Source organism: Rhizobium laguerreae (assembly GCF_002008165.1).
GTDB lineage: Bacteria > Pseudomonadota > Alphaproteobacteria > Rhizobiales > Rhizobiaceae > Rhizobium > Rhizobium laguerreae.
Genome location: NZ_MRDM01000011.1, coordinates 450,884 through 466,464, shown reverse-complemented (window position 1 = coordinate 466,464; position 15,581 = coordinate 450,884). Strand labels below are relative to the sequence as shown.

Sequence of the window (15,581 nt, the reverse complement as noted above, 5' to 3'; positions counted from 1 at the left end):
TCAATGTGCGCAAACTATTCGGCAGCAACAAGGCGCGCCGAACGTGTTCCCGTGGAAAGGCCGCGCACCAGCGTGGCAACCGCCTGAACGGTGTCTGCCGTTGCCTTTCCGTCATGCGTCAAGCTGGTCGCGACCTGATTGACGATCGCGGTGCCGACGACGACGCCGTCGGCCGAACCGCCGATGACCTTTGCATGCTCCGCCGTCTTGACGCCGAAGCCGACGCAGACGGGCAGCTTGGTGTGCTGCTTGATGCGCTCGACCGCGCCCGAAACCAGCGACGGATCAGGCAGCGCCGAACCGGTGATGCCGTTCATCGAGACGTAGTAGACGAAGCCTGAAGTGTTCTTCAGGACCTTCGGCAGGCGCTTCTCATCGGTCGTCGGCGTCGCCAGGCGGATGAAATTGATGCCTTTGCGGATCGCCGGAATGCAGAGCTCGTCATCCATCTCAGGCGGCAGGTCGACAACGATCAGGCCGTCGATGCCGGCGGCGAGCGCGTCGTCGAGGAATTTCTCGACGCCGTAAATATAGATCGGGTTGTAGTAACCCATCATCACGATCGGCGTCGCATCATTGGTCTTGCGGAAATCGGCCGCCAGCTGCAGCGTCTTCTTCAGCGTCTGGCCGCCTTTCAGCGCCCGCTGACCGGCCAGCTGGATCGCCGGGCCGTCGGCCATCGGGTCGGAAAAGGGCATGCCAAGCTCGATGATGTCGGAGCCTGCCTCCGGCAGCGCCTTCATGATGCCGAGCGAGGTGTCGTAATCGGGATCGCCGCCCATGAAATAGGTCACAAGCGCCGGACGGCCCTCGGCCTTCAGCTCGGCAAAGCGTTTGTCCATGCGTGCGGTCATGTCTTACAGTCCCATTCCCAGAATCTTGCCGACGGTGAAGATATCCTTGTCGCCGCGGCCGGAGAGGTTCATCAGGATGATCTCGTCCTTGCCCATCGTCGGTGCGCGTTTGATCACCTCGGCAATCGCGTGCGAGGGCTCGAGCGCAGGGATGATGCCTTCGAGGCGGGTCAAGGTCTGGAAAGCCTCGAGCGCTTCGTGATCCATGATCGGCACATAGTCGACGCGGCCGGTATCGTTCAGCCAGGAATGTTCGGGGCCGATGCCAGGATAATCGAGACCGGCCGAAATCGAATGGCCTTCCTTGATCTGACCGTCGCCATCCTGCAGCAGATAGGTGCGGTTGCCGTGCAGCACGCCCGGCGAACCGGCAGTGATCGAGGCGCAATGTTCGTCGCCCTGCAGACCCTTGCCGCCGGCTTCGACGCCGACCATCTTGACAGTGGGATCATCCAGGAAAGGATGGAAAATGCCGATGGCGTTCGAGCCGCCGCCGACGGCAGCGATGACCAGATCCGGAAGACGGCCTTCGGCTACCAGCATCTGCTCTTTCGCTTCGATGCCGATCACCGACTGGAAATCACGGACCATCTCCGGATAGGGATGCGGACCGGCTGCCGTTCCGATCAGGTAATAGGTATCCTCGACATTGGTGACCCAGTCGCGAAGTGCCTCGTTCATGGCGTCCTTCAGCGTGCCGCTGCCCGCCGTGACCGGCTTGACTTCCGCGCCGAGCAGCTTCATGCGGAAAACATTCGGCGCCTGACGCTCGACGTCGGTGGCGCCCATATAGACGACGCAGGGAAGGCCAAAGCGGGCGGCAACGGTTGCGGAGGCGACGCCGTGCTGTCCGGCACCGGTTTCGGCGATGATGCGGGTCTTGCCCATGCGCTTGGCGAGCAGGATCTGGCCGATGCAGTTGTTGATCTTGTGCGAGCCGGTGTGGTTCAGCTCTTCGCGCTTGAAATAGATCTTGGCGCCGCCGAGTTCGGCCGTCAGCCGCTCGGCGAAATAGAGCGGGCTCGGGCGGCCGATATAATGCGCGCCGAGATGCTTCAATTCGGCCTGGAACGCCGGATCGTTCTTTGCCCTGTTCCACTCGTCCTGCAGATCAAGGATCAACGGCATCAATGTTTCGGCCACGAAACGACCGCCATAGATGCCGAAACGGCCATCTTCATCGGGGCCGGAACGGAAGGAATTCGGTTTAGGCGTCTCGTTCACTCTCAACTCCCTGAGGCCATCATCGGCGCATTCGCCTTTTCGACCGCGTCAAAAAATTCATCGATCTTCGCGACGCTCTTCACGCCAGGCGCAGTTTCGACTCCCGAGGAGACGTCGATACCCGGTGCCTTGGTGATGAAAAGCGCCTCGGCGACATTGTCCTTGTTCAGCCCGCCGGAAAGCATGTAATCGACGCTGCCGTCAAGCCAGCTGAGAAGGCTCCAATCGAAGGAAATACCGTTGCCGCCAGGCAGTTCCGAACCCTTCGGCGCTTTGGCGTCGAAGAGGAAATGGTCGGCGATGCCGATATAGGCCTCGACGCGCTTCAGGTCGTCTGCCGTGCGGACCGAAAAGACCTTCATCACAGGCAGACCATAGAGCGCCTTTATGGTCAGCACATGTTCAGGGCTCTCGTTACCATGAAGCTGGAGCATATCCGGCTTCAACAACGATACGATCTCGTCGAGTTCGTCATTGGTCGGATCGACGACGACGGCGACGATCTTCGCCTTGCCGCGCGCAGGTTCGGCCAGTTTTGCCGCCAGGTCCGGCTCGATATAGCGCGGGCTCTTTTCGAAGAAGATAAAACCGATATGGGTCGCGCCGCGTTTCAGCGCACGATCGACAGCCTCAGGCGTCTTCAAACCACAGATCTTGATATCCGGTCTCATGGCAGCGAAGTGACACGAAATGCGGAAAGAGTCGAGCCAATTTGCGACGAACACTGAATTTAGCGCGGCTCTCGGCTAGAGCGCCGCGCATCCAAAGGACGCGCTAAGGACGCTCTATCACTTTAAATCTGCGCATAATGCTTTCCGAAAAATCGATTCCGATTTTCGGGGTTACGCGCTAGTCGAAATCGATGGCATGCAACTGGCTGCCATGCCGCTTGAGCCAGGATTTCGCCTCGTCCATACCGGGGCAAAGTTTGCCACAGAGGGCCCAGAAGTGCGGGCCGTGATTCATTTCCTTGAGGTGGGCGACCTCATGGGCGGCGAGATAATCGATCACCGACGGCGGCGCCATGACGATACGCCAGGAAAAGCTCAGATTTCCCTCCGACGAACAGGAGCCCCAGCGGCTACGGGTATCCTTCATCGAGATCGAACGGATCGGCGCCCGGATCGTTACGGCATGCATCGTCGCCAGTCTTGCGAGATCGGCGCGCGCCTCCTTCTTGAGAAAAGCCGCAATGCGCCGTCCGACATGTTCCGGCATGCCGCTGACGCGCAGCACCGGGATGCCGCCTGTGGAAACCACCTCCGTCAGCCCGCGCAAGCTGCCGCTATGCTGGATGCGGTGAGAAACGCCGCGAAGGAGGATCTCGCCGCCATCACGCAGGCCGGTATCGGTCGAAAACTTAGCAAGCTTGGTGAGCAGCCAGCCCTGGTGACGATCGAGGAAGGCATTGACCTCACGCGCCGCAAGGCCTTTCGGCACCGTCATCTTCAAGGCGCGACCGCCCGGTTCGATGCGCAGCGTGATGCGTGTCGCCCGGTCATGCTGCTTGATCGTCAGCGGCATGAGCCGGCCGGCGACATCGAGCGTCCGCATTTCGGGCGGAGCCGGCTTTCGCGCCTTCGACCTTGTTTTCAGAAGCGAGAACATGCGTGTTTTCTATACGATTCGCCGGCAAATCTAAATGATCGCCGGAAGGGCAGACATGGAAAAACCGGCATCGGGAGATGCCGGTCATCAATTCATTGTTCAGGCGTTTACGGCGTCTGATATTCAGCGACCGGGCCGTTGTCATCGCGCTTGGCGTTCCTGCGGTCGCGCATGAAGCGGTCGAACTCTTCCTGATCCTTGGCGCGGCGGAGCTCGCGAAGATAGGAGTCGAATTCCTCGCGCATTTCGTCAAGCTTGCGGCGCTCTTCCTCGATGCGGTCGAGTTCGGCCTTGCGCCAGTCGTCAAAGGCGACGTTGCCGGTCGAAAAATGCGGGCGGTGACGGCCATGCGGGCGGCGGCAGGAGGCAAAGAAGCCATCGGTCGCCTGGTTGACGTCACGCTTGAAGCCGCGCAGACGGTCGCCGAAGATGATGTAGGCAAGCATGGCAAGACCCAGGGGCCAGAAAACCATGAAGCCGAGAATCATCAGGGCAATGGTAGCCGGAGTCCAATCCGGTCGAAGCAATGCTGACTGGTTCATCGTGCGGGTATCCCTCGCTTTCCGCGCCCGGCAGAATACCGAACGCTGAAATCGATGTGGTTACCACAATAACCGCCTTCAAGACGATTGCCCGCGAAATCGGACAACACCTTGAATCCGTTTTGCTAATTCAGCTATTCCTGATTCAGCCCGTTCGGCCGCCCTTGATGACACGCGGGATGGGAGGCTTGACGGCGGAACGGGAATGCTGGCGGACGAAATCGATGATGCGCGGCGCGATCTCGCGGCGGAAACGCGAGCCGTTGAAAACACCATAATGGCCGACATCCGGCTGAAGATAATGCATGCGCATATCTTCGGGAATGTTCACGCAGATGGTCTGCGCCGCCATTGTCTGGCCGACCCCTGAGATATCGTCATTCTCGCCTTCGACGGTCAGCAGCGCCACATTGCGAATTGCCGCCGGATCGACGCGTTTGCCGCGATGCATCAGTTCGCCCTTCGGCAGCGAATGCTTGATAAAGACCTCCTCCACCGTCTGCAGATAGAATTCGGCGGTCAGATCCATGACGGCGAGATATTCGTCGTAGAAATCGCGATGCCTTTCCGGCTCGCCGTCGTTCTTCACGAGATGCATGAAGAATTCCTTGTGCGCGACGAGGTGGCGATCAAGATTCATCGACATGAAGCCCGAAAGCTGCAGAAACCCTGGGTAGACCGGGCGCATGAAGCCCGGCTGCGGCCAGGGCACGTTCATGATGACATTGTCGGAGAACCACTGCAGCGACCGCTCCTGGGCGAGCTTGTTGACCGCCGTCGGGTTGATGCGCGTGTCGATCGGGCCGCCCATCAGCGTCATCGACGCCGGCGAAAGCGGATCCTTGGCTTCTTCCATCACGGCAGCGGCTGCCAGCACCGGAACGGAAGGCTGACAGACGGCGATGACATGCGTGTCGTGACCGAGGAAATGCAGCATCTCGATGACGTAGTCGACGTAATCGTCGAAATCGAACGTGCCTTCCGTCATCGGCACCATGCGGGCGTCGATCCAGTCGGTGATGTAGATATCGGCACTCGGCAGCAGCGCCTCGACCGTGCCGCGCAGCAGCGTGGCATAGTGGCCGGACATCGGCGCGACGATCAGAATGCGCGGATCATTGCCGCGGGCGGCGGGAACACTGCGGGCGAAATGCAGAAGATTGCAGAAGGGTCGCAACCAGACGACCTCTTCGCGGACGGACACCGTCTTGTCACCGATCGTCGTCTGCTTCAGTCCGAATTCCGGTTTCCCGTAGCGGCGCGTCGTGCGTTCGAACATTTCGAGACTTGCCGCGATCGTGCGGCCGAATGGCGTATTGGAGAACGGGTTCATCGGATTGGCATAGGCAAATCGCATGATATCGGCCGCGGCGCGAAACGGCGCCATGGCAGCATGGTTCAATTCATAAAGCTGATAAAACATTGGAAGGCGCCACCTTTCTCTATCGAAAAGATGACACCGATTGAGAGGCATCGACTCTTTTCGTAACGCGGGCACGTAACGCAGACTAACAGGTTTTTGTTGCACAGCAACATTGACGCACCAGACCCACACAAGAAATGCCGGAGAATTGATCCCCGGCATCACAATCGACCTGAAAACTTAAGTTTCTCAACAGGAAGCGTCGTTAACGATCCGCTACGAAGGTCTGTTTCTGCGTGCCGAGACCTTCGATGCCGAGTTCGACCACGTCGCCGGCCTTGAGATAACGCGGCGGCTTGAGGCCCATGCCGACGCCCGGAGGCGTGCCGGTCGAGATCACGTCACCGGGATGCAGCGACATGAACTGGCTGAGATAGGAGACAAGGAACGCAACCCCGTAAACCATCGTTTTCGATGAACCGTTCTGCATCTTCTGGCCGTTGACCGTCAGCCACATGCCGAGGTTCTGCGGTTCGGCAATTTCATCCTTGGTCACGAGCCAGGGGCCGATCGGACCAAAGGTATCGCAGGACTTGCCCTTGGTCCACTGACCGGACCGCTCGGTCTGGAAGGCGCGCTCGGAAACGTCGTTGGAGACGCAATAACCGGCGACATAATCCAGCGCTTCGGCTTCCGTCACATATTTGGCGGTTTTGCCGATGACGACGCCGAGCTCGACTTCCCAATCGGTCTTTTCCGAACCGCGCGGGATGATGACATCGTCGTTCGGTCCGACGATTGCGGATGTTGCCTTCATGAAGATGATCGGCTCGGGGGGCACGGTCGCACCGGTTTCGGCAGCATGGTCCGAATAGTTCAAGCCGATGCAGATGAATTTGCCAGTGCCCGCGACGCAGGCGCCGATGCGGCCGGGTGCGATTTCCGGAAGGCTCTTCGGATCGATCGCCGCTATCTTTGCAAGGCCTGTCGGTCCGATCGCTTCACCGCCGATATCGGCGACATGACCGGAGAGATCGCGGATCTTGCCATCGGCATCGAGAAGTGCTGGTTTTTCACTGCCTGCTTCGCCAACACGCATCAGCTTCATGGAATTCCTCCTCATCGAAAACGGATTTGCAGCCACCTATGAACGAATTATTCATCGGTGTCATTACGGCTTTGCCGGGAAGCGGTACGGCTTCGCCGCGATTCGGATGATTTTCTGCCGAAAGCCGCCCGTATCCGCCGGCATCATGCTCTAAAAATTTCCGCCAGATCCGGGCCGGAGGGAATGATCCTCGTCGGATTGAGGCTTTCGATCGAATAGTATCCGCGCTTGATATGATCGAGGTTCACCGTTTCACCGATGCCCGGCCAATCCAGCATTCGGCGGCAGAAGGCGCGCAGATTGGCATAGTCGGAAAGCCGGCGCAGATTGCATTTGAAGATGCCGTGATAGGCGACGTCGAAGCGCACCAGCGTTACAAAAAGCCGGATATCGCTCTCGGTGGGATGATCGGCGAAGAGAAAAGACCGGCCCTCGAACTGCTGCTCGGCCCAGTCGAGGCAGGCAAAGACATCGGCAAAGGCTTCCTCGTAGGCGATCTGCGTGGTGGCGAAACCGGCGCGGTAGACACCGTTGTTGAGGGTAGGATAGATGCGATCGTTGAAAGCATCGATCTCGGTGCGCCTCTCCGCCGGGTAAAGATCGATCGGATTTTTTGCCAGACCGCCGAAGCCGCTGTTCAGCATACGCAGAATATCGGCGGATTCATTGTTGACGATGGTCTTTTTCTGTTTGTCCCAGAGAACCGGCACGGTGGCCCGGCCGGTGAAATCGGGTGCCGCCCTGGTATAGATTTCATGCATATAGGTTACGCCGTTGACGTGATCCTGCGTCGCGCCGGGATAATCACCGAAGCGCCAGCCCTGCCTGCCCAACAGCGGCTCGACGACCGAGACCGAGATGATATCTTCCAGGCCCTTGAGCTTGCGGCCGATCAGGGTGCGCGAGGCCCAGGGGCAGATATAGGCGACATAGAGATGGTAACGGCCGGCGCTGGCTTCAAAGCCGGCTTCGCCGGTCGGCCCGGCGCTGCCATCCGGGGTCACCCAATTGCGGAAACTCGAGGTCTGGCGGATAAAGCCGCCCTTTTCGTCCTTTGCCTGAACGGGCTGCCAGTCTTCCGTCCATTTTCCGTTCACCAGCATGCGCAACTCCCCGATCGATTGACGAAATGGTTCATTATCCTGCTTCGACGCCGGCGTGATGCCGCGTTTATGAAGACAGTCTGTACACCCAAACTGCGACGATGCTGCGCTTGCCAAGCCGGTGAAGCAGGAAATATGTCTCTGCTATACAAAATGACGTGGAGTTCGAAATGCATCTCTCGAAGGCCGTCGTGCCGACCGAACATGCAAGCCGCTACCTGCAGCAGCTCTGCAAACACTGGAGTCACAAGTTCAGCGTCGAATTCGATCCTCAGAAGGGCCGGGTGCCGTTCAGCGATACGGCCGAGGTGACATTTGCGGCCGACGATGCGGCGCTGACCATGACACTTTCCGTCGCCGATCCCTCGCAACAGGAAAGGATGCAGCAGGTCATCGACGATCATCTGAAACGCTTTGCCTTCCGCGAAGAACTCGACATCGTCTGGACGGACTAAGCCCAGCCCCGATCCAAATTTCTGCCCCGAACCCTGGAACAAGCATGACGAAGAGCAATCACCGCGAATCCGACTATCCGATCAATCCGATGTTTCTCGACCGCTGGTCGCCGCGCGCCTTCACCGGCGAAATCATCGAGGAGGCGCAGCTGCTCGGTCTGCTCGACGCTGCCCATTGGGCGCCGTCCTCAGCCAACCACCAGCCATGGCGCTTCATTTATGCGCTCAAGGGTTCAGGGCATTGGGAGAAATTCGTCGCATTGCTCGTCGACGCCAACCAGGAATGGGCCAGAAATGCGTCGGCGCTGATCTTCGTCGTGTCGCGTGCCTTCACCGGGGCTGCCGGCTCGATTGAGGAAAAGCCGAGCTACACCCATTCCTTCGATGCCGGTGCGGCATGGGGGCATCTGGCGATCCAGGCGCGTCTCTCCGGCCTTTACGCCCATGGCATGGGCGGCATCAAGCATGAAGAGATCAGGCAGGCTTTCGCCATTCCCGAGGGATACCGGGTCGAAGCAGGCGTCGCCGTCGGCCGCCTGGCTGACAAGAGCGTTCTTTCCGAACGCAATCAGGCCCGCGAATTCCCCAGCCAGCGCAAGCCGCTCTCCGAGGTCGCCTTCAACGGGCGCTTCGTCGCGAATTGAGCGAAGCCAAAGGCCAAGCAGATATCGGGCAAACGAAAGCCCCGCCATCCTAAAGATAGCGGGGCCATTTATCTCTGCAATATCAACTAGATATCGAGGTTTGCAACGCTTAGCGCATTCTCCTGGATGAATTCGCGCCGCGGCTCGACTTCGTCACCCATCAGGCGGGCGAAGAGACCATCGGCGTCGGTGGCGTCGTTGACCCTGACCTGCAGCAGCGAGCGCACGTTCGGATCGAGCGTCGTTTCCCAGAGCTGCTCGGCATTCATCTCGCCAAGACCCTTGTAGCGCTGCATGGTGAGGCCTTTGCGGCCGCTTGCGAAGATCGCGTCGAGCAGGGCGCGCGGGCCGGAGATTTCGACTTCGCCTTCGCGGCGATGCAGCGATGGCGGCGTCTGATAGATTTCCTTGAGGCGTGCCGTCAGCTGGTCGATGTGACGGGCATCCGAGGAACCGATCAGCGCCATGTCGAGCACGACGAGTTCCTTGACGCCGCGGACCATGCGCTCGAGGCGCAGGCCGCCATCGGTTGTCAGATCGCCCCGCCAGCCGCGCTCGGTTTCCTCGGCGATGATGTCGAGGCGTCCAGCCACTTCGTTTGCCAGCGCCAGCGCTCTCCCCGGATCGCTGGCGAGCTCGGCGTTGAGCGCGCCGGCAATCGCCGCTTGTTCGACGGCGGAACGATTGTAGCGCGAATGGAGATTGTCGAGCAGCGCGCGCATGCGCAGGGCATCGAGGATGACCTCGCGCAGATCCTGGCCGGCGCGAACTTCGCCGCTACCGAGCCTCAGCGAAGCATCTTCCAGGCCCTGGCTGATGAGATATTCTTCGAGCGCCTTCTCATCCTTCAGATACTGCACCGACTTGCCGCGCGAGACCTTATAGAGCGGTGGCTGGGCGATATAGAGATGACCGCGCTCGATCAGTTGCGGCATCTGGCGGAAGAAGAAGGTCAGCAACAGGGTGCGAATATGGGCGCCGTCGACGTCAGCGTCCGTCATGATGATGATCTTGTGGTAGCGCAGCTTTTCGACATTGAACTCGTCCTTGCCGATGCCGGTGCCGAGCGCGGTGATCAATGTGCCGATTTCCTGGCTCGACAGCATCTTGTCGAAACGGGCGCGCTCGACGTTCAGGATCTTGCCGCGCAGCGGCAGGATTGCCTGGTTCTCGCGCGAGCGGCCCTGCTTGGCCGAGCCGCCGGCAGAATCGCCCTCGACGAGGAAGACTTCGGATTTTGTCGGATCACGCTCGGAGCAGTCGGCGAGCTTGCCCGGCAGCGAAGCGATATCGAGTGCGCCCTTGCGGCGGGTCAATTCGCGGGCCTTGCGGGCCGCTTCGCGTGCGGCGGCTGCCTCGACGACCTTGCCGACGAGAATCTTGGCTTCGCTCGGATGTTCTTCAAACCAGGTGTTCAGCGCCTCGTTGACGAGACTTTCGACAACAGGACGGACTTCCGAGGAAACCAGCTTATCCTTGGTCTGCGAGGAGAATTTCGGATCCGGCACCTTGACCGACAGAACCGCCGTCAGGCCTTCGCGGCAATCTTCGCCCTGCAGCGTTACCTTTTCCCTTTTGGTGATGCCGGAACTGTCGGCATAGGAAACGACCTGGCGCGTCAGCGCCGCGCGGAAGCCCGCCATATGCGTGCCGCCGTCGCGTTGCGGAATATTGTTGGTGAAGCAGAGCACGTTCTCATGATAGCTGTCGTTCCACCACATCGCGACCTCGACGGTGATGCCGTCCTTTTCGCCGCGGATGGCAACCGGTTTGTCGACGAGCGACTTCTTGGCGCGGTCCAGATAGGCGACGAAAGCCTCGAGGCCGCCGTCATAACGCAGTTCTTCCTGCTTGATATCGGAATGGCGCTTATCGGTCAGCAGGATGCGAACGCCTGAATTCAGGAAGGCAAGTTCGCGAAGGCGATGCTCCAGCGTGCCGTAGTCGAACTCCGTCATGGTGAAGGTGCCGGTGCTCGGCATGAAGCTCACTTCCGTGCCGGTTTCATTCGGCGCGTCGCCCGTGACCTTCAGCGGAGCATCGGCCACGCCATGGGTGAAGCTCATTTCATGGATCTTGTCGTGACGGCGGATCTTCAGCTTCAGCCAGACGGACAGCGCGTTGACGACGGAGACGCCGACGCCGTGCAGGCCGCCGGAAACCTTGTAGGAATTCTGGTCGAACTTACCGCCGGCATGGAGCTGCGTCATGATGACTTCGGCCGCCGACACGCCTTCGCCGGTGTGAATGTCCGTCGGGATGCCGCGACCATTGTCGGTGACGGTCACCGAACCATCCGGATTGAGAGTGACGGTGACGATGTCGGCATGGCCGGCAAGCGCTTCGTCGATCGCGTTGTCGACGACTTCATAGACCATGTGATGAAGGCCGGAGCCATCGTCGGTGTCGCCGATATACATGCCGGGGCGTTTGCGCACGGCATCGAGGCCCTTCAGAACCTTGATGGAATCTGCGCCATATTCGGTGCTTACGCCGTTTTCCGTCGCGGATGTATCGCTCATTCTGTCGAGATTTTCCCTGTTGTCGTAAAGCTGCGGCGCGCCTTGCGAATCACCGGCTTTCTTCACTCTCGTATATAGGTTTTTTGAACCCACTTCCCAATGGCAAGCCCCCAAAACAAGGCATAAAACAGGGGATTATGACGCTTTTCCGTCGCCTTTGCCGACATTTTCGAGAAGAGCCGATAGCCGGCCTATCTCCGCGCTGTCAAGGTTGCGAATCCGCCGGGCCAGCCGGTTGGCAAAATCGGTATATTCGGGGGGCAGGCCGGAGGTGTCGATCACGACGCGCGGGTCCGAAGAGCGGGCGAGCAGGAACAGTTCCTCGGCCTCATCCCAGATGATGTTGAAATAACCGGCGATGCGCTGCAGCAGATCGAATGTCGGCAAGCCACGCTTTCCATGTTCGAGCGCCGAGAGATAGGCGGGGGAGACATTCAGCGCTTCCGCCATCTCCTTCTGCGAGACGCCCTTACGCGCCCGCAACCTGCGAACTGCCTCTCCGAAGGGTGTCATGGCCTTTCCCCATGCCGCCGCGACAGGCGAATGTAAAGCGCGCCCTCACCGCCATGATGTTGTGCGGCCGGCTCATAGGAGGAGATCAGGTAGCGGAATTCCGGCTTAGAGAACCAGAGAGGCACAGCCCGCTTCAGCGCGCCGTCGCTGCCCATCGAGCTGCCCTTGCCGGTAATGACCAGCACATGGCGCATGCCGCGCTCATGGGCGCGGATCAGGAAATCGAGAAGGATGGCATGGGCCTGGCTCTGCACCAGCCCGTGCAGGTCGATCCGCGCTTCGAGCGCCAGCCGGCCCTTGGCGATCTTCCGCTTGACCGGCTTTTCCAGCGGATGATGCACCCCGGCCGATGGCTTCGCCGTTGACGGTGCCGTCGGCTGCAGCGGCGTAGGTGTGGCGGGCGTCTGCTTTTCCTGCTCCCGTTCGGCTCCCGCTTCGGCTTCGGCAAGAAAGGCATCGAGTTCGGTCAACGCCCCCGCCTTACCGGGCATCGGCCGCGTGCTGCGGGCGACCTTGCCCCAGAGGATCCTCTCATCGGCGCTCAGCTTGCGGTCCCTGGCCATCAGTCGAATCGTCCGGCGGCGGCATTGGGAATGAGGATGACGAAATCGGCGTCGTTGCGGACGGTGCCGGCACTTTCCCCGGCCATATCCCCCGAACCGGTAAAGATATCACCCCGCGCCGGCCCGACGATCGCCGAACCGGTATCGAGCGCCAGCATCAGCCTGCGGAACGGCCGGCCCTGGTCGAGATGGGTGAGGCTTTCGGCACGAATGAAAAAGGGAAAGCCGAAGGTATGGATCATCCGGTCGACCGCAAGCGCGCGCCCGGCGAGAAGCGGCACCTTGGCGGCCGCAATCGGACCTGCCTGCGGATCGGCAACCGGCGCTTCACGGAAGAAAATATAAGAGCGGTTATGCCATAAGACTTCATCGACGCGTTCGGGATTGCGCGCCAGCCAGGCACGGATCGCCTGCATCGAAATCTCCGCCCGATCGATCTCGCCCCCCTCGATCAGCAGCTTGCCGATCGCCGAGAAAGCGTGGCCGGCCTTCGCCGCATAGGTGATTCGGCCGATACGACCATCCTCATAACGCAGGCGGGCAGCACCTTGCACATGCACGAAGAAAACATCGACCTTCGACTTCGCCCAGGCGATTTCGAGGCCACGGCCCTCGAGAAACCCCTGATCGATGGCGCGGCGGTCCGGATAGGCAGTGACGCGGCCCTCCTGCAGACGGCCGAACGCATAGGCCTTGTCGAGCCCGGCGGGGCGATTGGCGTCATCGAGATCGATCAGATCGTCCGGACGCCGGTAGAAAGGAAAACGGAAAATATCGTCCGGCCGGTCCGACACGTCGATATCAGGTTCGTAGAAGGCGGTGACGAAGCCGGAATCGCCGTCCTTGCGGCGAATCAGAAAGGGCCGACAGTGCGTCTCGAAAAAGGCGCGCGCCGATTCCGGAGATAACGGCGTGAAATCTTCGGCGGCGGCGAGAAGCGGAAGCAGGTCTTCCGAGCTCAGGCCCAGCGATCCGGTGCGGTACGGTTTGACATCGGTGATCTGCCCCCGGCAGGTTCGCATGACTTCAAAAAGGCCGGAGGGATCATCATCCTTCCAGCCTTCCAGAGTGTCGAAGCTTATGGCCTGCAGGACGAAGTCCGATGCGTGGTCACTCATGTTCCGATTCGGTCGCCACGAGTTTCCAGTTCGGATCGCGCGAGCGGGTGTCGCGGGCAAAGGTCCAGACGTCGTTGACCTCGGCGACGTTTTCGGCGTCGCCTTCGATCAGCACATCCGCCTTGTCGTAGGTGGCCGATATCAGCTGGCTGGCGATGCGCACGGTGATCTGCGCTTCGCTGCCCTTCGTCTCCGCATGGGTGATTTCGGCCTTATCGATGCCGACGAAAGTGGACTTCACCTTCTCGCCCCGAGCTTCGCGCTCGCCGATCGCCGCATCGAAGCCGTCATAGACTTCGCGCGACAGCAAGTTCTTCAGCGTTTTCCGGTCGCCATCGGCATAGGCGATGACGATCATCTCGTAAGCCATGCGGGCGCCGTTCAGAAACTCCTTCGGGCTGAAGGCGGGGTCGGCCTTGTTCAGCGCACGCAGCGATTCGTTGAGCGGCGTTCCGGGCGCCGCGAAAGCATCGATGGCGGCGAAGCGATCCTCATCCTCCGTCGTCGCATCGCGCCGCGGCAGCGTCACGACCTTGCCGGCATCGGCGGCTTCGGCCGGAGCCGCATCCCGCGGTGTATAGAGATCGCGCGGCGGCTTCTCATTTCCTGTACGGCGCCCGAGCACGGAGCGGAGCTGAAAGAAAATCAGCACAGCCGCCACCAGGAAAAATAATGTGATGAAGTCGTTCGAACTCATATCGTATCGCAGCCGCCGTTAACATCTCTGATTTGTACTCCCATATAGTCTGCCTATACAGATGATTCAAATGATGGCTGGCATCTTCGCCGGCGCAAAGAGGAGACCGGCGAGCCCGGGACATGACCGACATGCGTTTTTCGATCCTGCCAGCCTTCATTCTGCTGCTGCCGTTTGCCGAAATTGCCGGTTTCGTCGTCGTCGGCCAGGCTATCGGATTGTGGCTGACGCTTGTTCTGGTCATGCTGGGTTTCGTTGTCGGCGTGGTTCTGCTGCGCCGGCAGGGAATCGGTATTTTGCGCCGCATGTCGAGCGAAGGACGAAATGGGGTGACGCCGGGCCGCGACCTGCTGCGGCCGGCGATGAACGTCATCGCCTCGCTGCTCCTGATCATTCCCGGCTTCCTCACGGATATCATCGCGATCCTCATTCTCATTCCGCCGGTGCGCGATCTCGTCTGGCGGGCGATCGCCAAACGCTTCGTCGTCGTCAACGCCAAGGGCGGCTCTTCCTCCGGTCCGCAACCCGATGTCCGCGACCGCAAGCCGAACTCGAAGGTAGTCGATCTCGACGAGGAGGACTATCATAGAGAGCCGGATCGCAACTCGCCGTGGTCCGGCAAGCATCTTGGCGATTGAGGCGCTGCGGCTGATCAACCGGGCCAGGCGCCCAGGGTTGTAAGCCCTTCCCTGAAATGTTAGATGGCGGCACCATTCCCATGCCCCTCGAGGAAAAGCCAATGGCAGACGATAACAACAGCAACGGTGCGGCCAACCCCACCCTTTCGATCCTTGCGCAATATACCAAGGATCTGTCCTTCGAAAATCCGGGTGCGCCGCGTTCGCTGCAGGCCCGCGACAAGGCGCCGACGATCAACATCAATGTGAACGTCAACGCCAACCCGCTTTCCGATACGGATTTCGATGTCGTGCTGTCGCTGAATGCCGAAGCCAAGGACGGCGACAAGACGGTTTTCCATGCCGAACTCACCTATGGCGGCGTTTTCCGCGTTGCCGGTTTCCCGCAGGAACACATGCTGCCGGTTCTCTTCATCGAGTGCCCGCGCATGCTTTTCCCCTTTGCCCGTCAGATCATCGCCGACGTCACCCGCAACGGCGGTTTCCCGCCGCTGATGATCGATCCGATCGACTTCACGCAGATGTTCGCTCAGCGCGTTGCCGAAGAACAGGCCCGCGCCAAGGTTCAGGCCGTTCCGAACTGACCGGCTCTTTCTTGTCTGAAATGCGGATGCCCGGGCTGGTCCCGG

The 15,581-nt window shown here is 60.2% G+C and carries 17 protein-coding genes; 4 read left to right on the top strand and 13 right to left on the bottom strand.

Annotation, left to right across the window (positions count from 1 at the left end; translation table 11 throughout):
- Positions 1–14: 14 nt before the first annotated feature.
- The 8 genes from trpA to BS630_RS14710 all read right to left on the bottom strand — a co-directional run bounded on the left by trpA (position 15) and on the right by BS630_RS14710 (position 7,802).
- Positions 15–854, bottom strand: a complete 840-nt coding sequence (gene trpA, locus BS630_RS14745) for a tryptophan synthase subunit alpha (RefSeq protein WP_029874599.1) — start codon at positions 852–854, stop codon at positions 15–17.
- A 3-nt stretch (positions 855–857) separates the two neighbouring features.
- Positions 858–2,078: a tryptophan synthase subunit beta gene (gene trpB / locus BS630_RS14740; protein WP_077978039.1), complete on the bottom strand. Its 1,221-nt coding sequence runs from the start codon at positions 2,076–2,078 to the stop codon at positions 858–860.
- A gap of 2 nt (positions 2,079–2,080) precedes the next feature.
- Positions 2,081–2,749: a phosphoribosylanthranilate isomerase gene (locus tag BS630_RS14735; RefSeq protein ID WP_077978091.1), complete on the bottom strand. Its 669-nt coding sequence runs from the start codon at positions 2,747–2,749 to the stop codon at positions 2,081–2,083.
- 178 nt (positions 2,750–2,927) lie between these two features.
- Positions 2,928–3,686 carry a M48 family metallopeptidase gene (locus BS630_RS14730; protein WP_077978038.1) on the bottom strand — a complete coding sequence of 253 codons (759 nt, stop codon included), beginning with the start codon at positions 3,684–3,686 and terminating at the stop codon, positions 2,928–2,930.
- Between the two features lie 107 nt (positions 3,687–3,793).
- Positions 3,794–4,228, bottom strand: a complete 435-nt coding sequence (locus BS630_RS14725; RefSeq protein ID WP_017965993.1) for a DUF2852 domain-containing protein — start codon at positions 4,226–4,228, stop codon at positions 3,794–3,796.
- Positions 4,229–4,373: 145 nt separating this feature from the next.
- Positions 4,374–5,651, bottom strand: coding sequence for a polyhydroxyalkanoate depolymerase (locus tag BS630_RS14720; RefSeq protein WP_077978037.1), 1,278 nt, complete (start codon positions 5,649–5,651; stop codon positions 4,374–4,376).
- 205 nt (positions 5,652–5,856) lie between these two features.
- A complete protein-coding gene (locus BS630_RS14715; RefSeq protein WP_077978036.1) occupies positions 5,857–6,699 on the bottom strand; it encodes a fumarylacetoacetate hydrolase family protein in 843 nt (280 codons plus the stop codon).
- Positions 6,700–6,842: 143 nt separating this feature from the next.
- Positions 6,843–7,802 (bottom strand): glutathione S-transferase family protein, encoded by a 960-nt coding sequence (locus BS630_RS14710; RefSeq protein WP_077978035.1) that lies wholly within the window; start codon positions 7,800–7,802, stop codon positions 6,843–6,845.
- Between the two features lie 170 nt (positions 7,803–7,972).
- Between BS630_RS14710 and BS630_RS14705 the strand changes: the two genes are divergently transcribed.
- Both BS630_RS14705 and BS630_RS14700 read left to right on the top strand, forming a co-directional pair.
- Positions 7,973–8,257 (top strand): DUF2218 domain-containing protein, encoded by a 285-nt coding sequence (locus tag BS630_RS14705; protein ID WP_077978090.1) that lies wholly within the window; start codon positions 7,973–7,975, stop codon positions 8,255–8,257.
- A gap of 44 nt (positions 8,258–8,301) precedes the next feature.
- The gene (locus BS630_RS14700; RefSeq protein WP_077978034.1) at positions 8,302–8,901 is read left to right on the top strand and encodes a nitroreductase family protein; all 600 of its coding nucleotides are present in this window, start codon (positions 8,302–8,304) and stop codon (positions 8,899–8,901) included.
- Positions 8,902–8,987: 86 nt separating this feature from the next.
- Here BS630_RS14700 and gyrB read toward each other — a convergent pair whose 3' ends face one another.
- From gyrB to BS630_RS14675, 5 genes are all read right to left on the bottom strand, one after another.
- Positions 8,988–11,423: a DNA topoisomerase (ATP-hydrolyzing) subunit B gene (gyrB, locus tag BS630_RS14695; RefSeq protein WP_077978089.1), complete on the bottom strand. Its 2,436-nt coding sequence runs from the start codon at positions 11,421–11,423 to the stop codon at positions 8,988–8,990.
- Positions 11,424–11,558: 135 nt separating this feature from the next.
- Positions 11,559–11,936: a helix-turn-helix domain-containing protein gene (locus BS630_RS14690; protein ID WP_077978033.1), complete on the bottom strand. Its 378-nt coding sequence runs from the start codon at positions 11,934–11,936 to the stop codon at positions 11,559–11,561.
- The gene (locus BS630_RS14685; RefSeq protein ID WP_077978032.1) at positions 11,933–12,499 is read right to left on the bottom strand and encodes a Smr/MutS family protein; all 567 of its coding nucleotides are present in this window, start codon (positions 12,497–12,499) and stop codon (positions 11,933–11,935) included. Before BS630_RS14685 ends, BS630_RS14690 begins: the two co-directional genes overlap by 4 nt.
- Positions 12,499–13,617, bottom strand: a complete 1,119-nt coding sequence (gene mltA / locus BS630_RS14680) for a murein transglycosylase A (RefSeq protein WP_077978031.1) — start codon at positions 13,615–13,617, stop codon at positions 12,499–12,501. Before mltA ends, BS630_RS14685 begins: the two co-directional genes overlap by 1 nt.
- Positions 13,610–14,314: a Tim44/TimA family putative adaptor protein gene (locus BS630_RS14675; protein ID WP_017962629.1), complete on the bottom strand. Its 705-nt coding sequence runs from the start codon at positions 14,312–14,314 to the stop codon at positions 13,610–13,612. Before BS630_RS14675 ends, mltA begins: the two co-directional genes overlap by 8 nt.
- Positions 14,315–14,445: 131 nt before the next feature.
- Between BS630_RS14675 and BS630_RS14670 the strand changes: the two genes are divergently transcribed.
- On the top strand, positions 14,446–14,952 hold the full coding sequence (locus tag BS630_RS14670) for an FxsA family protein (RefSeq protein WP_077978088.1): 507 nt from the start codon (positions 14,446–14,448) through the stop codon (positions 14,950–14,952).
- Positions 14,953–15,053: 101 nt separating this feature from the next.
- Positions 15,054–15,536 carry a protein-export chaperone SecB gene (gene secB, locus BS630_RS14665; RefSeq protein ID WP_003544086.1) on the top strand — a complete coding sequence of 161 codons (483 nt, stop codon included), beginning with the start codon at positions 15,054–15,056 and terminating at the stop codon, positions 15,534–15,536.
- Positions 15,537–15,581: the final 45 nt, after the last annotated feature.

Bases quoted from the DNA above. Each gene is read 5' to 3' on its own strand.
- trpA (WP_029874599.1), bottom strand. From the start codon at position 854: ATGACCGCACGCATGGACAAACGCTTTGCCGAGCTGAAGGCCGAGGGC.
- BS630_RS14735 (WP_077978091.1), bottom strand. From the start codon at position 2,749: ATGAGACCGGATATCAAGATCTGTGGTTTGAAGACGCCTGAGGCTGTC.
- BS630_RS14730 (WP_077978038.1), bottom strand. From the start codon at position 3,686: ATGTTCTCGCTTCTGAAAACAAGGTCGAAGGCGCGAAAGCCGGCTCCG.
- BS630_RS14725 (WP_017965993.1), bottom strand. From the start codon at position 4,228: ATGAACCAGTCAGCATTGCTTCGACCGGATTGGACTCCGGCTACCATT.
- BS630_RS14720 (WP_077978037.1), bottom strand. From the start codon at position 5,651: ATGTTTTATCAGCTTTATGAATTGAACCATGCTGCCATGGCGCCGTTT.
- BS630_RS14715 (WP_077978036.1), bottom strand. From the start codon at position 6,699: ATGAAGCTGATGCGTGTTGGCGAAGCAGGCAGTGAAAAACCAGCACTT.
- BS630_RS14710 (WP_077978035.1), bottom strand. From the start codon at position 7,802: ATGCTGGTGAACGGAAAATGGACGGAAGACTGGCAGCCCGTTCAGGCA.
- BS630_RS14705 (WP_077978090.1), top strand. From the start codon at position 7,973: ATGCATCTCTCGAAGGCCGTCGTGCCGACCGAACATGCAAGCCGCTAC.
- BS630_RS14700 (WP_077978034.1), top strand. From the start codon at position 8,302: ATGACGAAGAGCAATCACCGCGAATCCGACTATCCGATCAATCCGATG.
- gyrB (WP_077978089.1), bottom strand. From the start codon at position 11,423: ATGAGCGATACATCCGCGACGGAAAACGGCGTAAGCACCGAATATGGC.
- BS630_RS14690 (WP_077978033.1), bottom strand. From the start codon at position 11,936: ATGACACCCTTCGGAGAGGCAGTTCGCAGGTTGCGGGCGCGTAAGGGC.
- BS630_RS14685 (WP_077978032.1), bottom strand. From the start codon at position 12,499: ATGGCCAGGGACCGCAAGCTGAGCGCCGATGAGAGGATCCTCTGGGGC.
- mltA (WP_077978031.1), bottom strand. From the start codon at position 13,617: ATGAGTGACCACGCATCGGACTTCGTCCTGCAGGCCATAAGCTTCGAC.
- BS630_RS14675 (WP_017962629.1), bottom strand. From the start codon at position 14,314: ATGAGTTCGAACGACTTCATCACATTATTTTTCCTGGTGGCGGCTGTG.
- BS630_RS14670 (WP_077978088.1), top strand. From the start codon at position 14,446: ATGCGTTTTTCGATCCTGCCAGCCTTCATTCTGCTGCTGCCGTTTGCC.
- secB (WP_003544086.1), top strand. From the start codon at position 15,054: ATGGCAGACGATAACAACAGCAACGGTGCGGCCAACCCCACCCTTTCG.